The organism is Xanthobacter sp. BG11Y11_SDJG, assembly GCF_057364445.1.
The window spans coordinates 1-2,809 of sequence record NZ_JBNFNU010000481.1 but is presented as its reverse complement, the minus strand read 5'-3'; the positions used below and the strand labels follow the sequence as shown (position 1 = coordinate 2,809).

Sequence of the window (2,809 nt, the reverse complement as noted above, 5' to 3'; positions counted from 1 at the left end):
CGGGCGGGCCGGCAGCGCGGCGACGACGACGGCGGCCGTGCGCTGCGACGCGGGAACAGGGATCGGCGGCGGCAGGTCGGCGACGTCGGCGCGGGCGAGACAGGCGAGGCGAGTGAAGGGCGGTGCGGTCTGCGCCCCCGCCCGATTGCGGGTCCACCGACAGGCTGGCGGATGCGGTGCAGAGGGGGGTACCGGAGGCGTCACGCGGCATCGCCGCCATGAGGGCGCTGGCGAACACCAGCTGGAAGACGAGCGCATAGGCGGCGGCCCATGCAGCCCCCCAGCCCATTCCCCCGGCCCGACCAGCGAGTCTCAGCATTGCGCTACCACCCCGCTCCCGGTTAGCACGTCGGCTGTCTGAAGGAAATACGGCTTATCTGCGGCGGAAAGGTGCGCGCTTGGCGTCCGGCGCGGCCGGCCGCCGCTTTCCGCGGTCCGAAGAGCGAGCGGGGCCGGGCCACCTTCCCCGCAGCCCGGCCCCGCCCGTCGGGCCGGCGCAGCGGGCCCTTTTGCCCCCAGCGCGCGACCCTGCTCCGTGGCCCTCAGCCGCGGCCTTGGTTCCGGCGCCGATCACGCCCTTGGCGGCAAGGTCCGCCCGCGCCCGCTCGTCGAGACCGAGCAGAGTGCCGAACACCTCGCCATTGTGCTGGCCGAGGTCGGGACCGCAGGCGGCGACCTTGCCGGGCGTCTCGGACAGGCGCGGGAAGGTATTCTGCATGCGCAGGCTGCCGAACATGGGGTGGGCGATCTTCACGATCGCCTCGCGCGCCTTGAAGTGCGCGTCCTCCAGCATCTCGGGCGCGCGGTAGATGTCGCCGCGCGGCACGCCGTGGGCGTCGAGCAGGGCGCCCAGTTCGTCCGCCTCCATGGTGCGCGACCAGTCGGCGATCATGGCGTCCAGCTCCGGCTGCACCTTGCCGCGCGCCGAATGGGTGGCATAGCGCGGGTCCTGGGCCAGCTCGGGCCGGCCCATGGCGGCGGCGAGGCGCTTGAACACCGTGTCCTGGTTGGCGGCGATCAGCACATAGTGCCCGCTCTTGGTGGGGTAGACGTTGGAGGGCGCGACATTCGGCAGGATCGCGCCGGTGCGCTCGCGCACATAGCCCGCCTGGTCGTATTCGGTGACGAGCGATTCCATCATCGCCAGCACCGCCTCGTAGATGGCGCTGTCCACCACCTGGCCGCGCCCGGTGCGCTGCACCGCGTGGAGCGCCATCAGGCCGCCGAGGCAGGCGAAGACCGCGGCGAGCGTGTCGCCGATGGAGATGCCCATGCGGCTCGGCGGCGTCGAGGGATCGCCCACCACGTAGCGCAGGCCGCCCATGGCCTCGCCGATGGCGCCATAGCCCGCCTTTTCCGCATAGGGGCCGGTCTGGCCGTAGCCGGAGACGCGGATCATGACGAGGCGCGGGTTGATCTTGCGCAACTCCTCATAGCCGAGGCCCCACTTCTCCATGGTGCCGGGCCGGAAGTTCTCCAGCAGGATGTCGGCATCCGCCACCAGCTTGCGGATCAGCTCCTGGCCCTCGGGCACGCGGGCATTGATCTCCACCGACTTCTTGTTGCGGGCGATCACCGGCCACCAGAGCGACTTGCCGTGCTGCTTCTCGCGGCCCCATTCGCGCATGGGGTCGCCGACGCCCGGCTGCTCGATCTTGATGACCTCGGCGCCGAAATCGGCCAGCAATTGTCCGCAGAAGGGGCCGGCGAGCAGCTGGCCCATCTCGATGACGCGGATATCGGCCAGGGGCCCGAAGCTGTCTTGCGTGCGCGGCGCACTCATGGCGATCACCTATTTGTCCGGACAAGATTGTTGAGATACAACAGAAGGGAAACGGGCTGGCAAGGCTGCGCCGGCCCGACAAAGGGAGCAGGACGCCCATGACAATCCAGACTTCCCCCCGCGTCGAAATCGTCGAGGTCGCCCCCCGTGACGGCCTGCAAAACGAACAGGTTCACGTCGCCACCGCGGTCAAGGCCGAGCTGGTGAAGCGGGCGCTGGCGGCGGGCCTCAGGCGCATGGAGGTGACGAGCTTCGTCAATCCGCAGCGCGTCCCGCAGATGGCCGACGCCGAAATTTTGATGCAAGATGTCCGGACATATCCGAACCTCACCACCATCGGCCTCGCCATGAACCGCCGCGGCTTCGACCGCGCCGTCGCCGCCGGCTGCGACGAGGTGAACATGGTGGTGGTGGCCTCCGAGAGCCTCAGCCGCCGCAACCAGGGCATGGCCACCGCGGAGAGCATCGCCATCATCCGCGACGTGGCGGCGGCGGCGCGGGAGGCGGGCACGCCCATCTCGGTCACCATCGCGGCAAGCTTCGGCTGCCCGTTCGAGGGCGAGGTGCCCGAAGGCCGTGTCCTCGCCATCCTGGAGGAGGTGCTGCCGCTCGCGCCGCTGGAGATCGCCTTCGCCGACACCATCGGCTGCGGCGTGCCCTCCCAGGTGAGCTCCCTCGTGCGCCAGGCCAAGGCGCTCGCGCCCGGCATGCGGCTGCGCGGACACTTCCACAACACCCGCAACACCGGCCTCGCCAACGTGGCGGCGGCGGTCGAGGCGGGAGCGCACAGCATCGATGCCAGCCTCGGCGGCACCGGCGGCTGCCCGTTCGCGCCCGGCGCCACCGGCAACGTCGCCACCGAGGACGTGGCCTGGATGCTCCACCGCATGGGCATCGCCACCGGCGTCGACCTGCAGCAGGCCGTGGAGGCGGCGCAGTGGCTGTCCGCGACGCTCGGCAGGCAGAGCGCCAGCGGCGTGGCGAAGGCCGGCCTGTTCCCGAAGGAGGCGGCGCTCGGCGGCTGCG

General features: G+C 71.0%; 2 protein-coding genes. One reads left to right on the top strand and one right to left on the bottom strand.

The genetic code is table 11. The features are described from left to right. Positions 1–373: 373 nt before the first annotated feature. Positions 374–1,783 (bottom strand): CaiB/BaiF CoA transferase family protein, encoded by a 1,410-nt coding sequence (locus tag AC2W7M_RS23205; protein ID WP_486135272.1) that lies wholly within the window; start codon positions 1,781–1,783, stop codon positions 374–376. 98 nt (positions 1,784–1,881) lie between these two features. Here AC2W7M_RS23205 and AC2W7M_RS23200 point away from each other — a divergent pair. After that, positions 1,882–2,809: hydroxymethylglutaryl-CoA lyase (locus AC2W7M_RS23200; RefSeq protein WP_486135270.1), on the top strand; the 928-nt coding region annotated here is incomplete at its 3' end.

Bases quoted from the DNA above. Each gene is read 5' to 3' on its own strand.
- AC2W7M_RS23205 (WP_486135272.1), bottom strand. From the start codon at position 1,783: ATGAGTGCGCCGCGCACGCAAGACAGCTTCGGGCCCCTGGCCGATATC.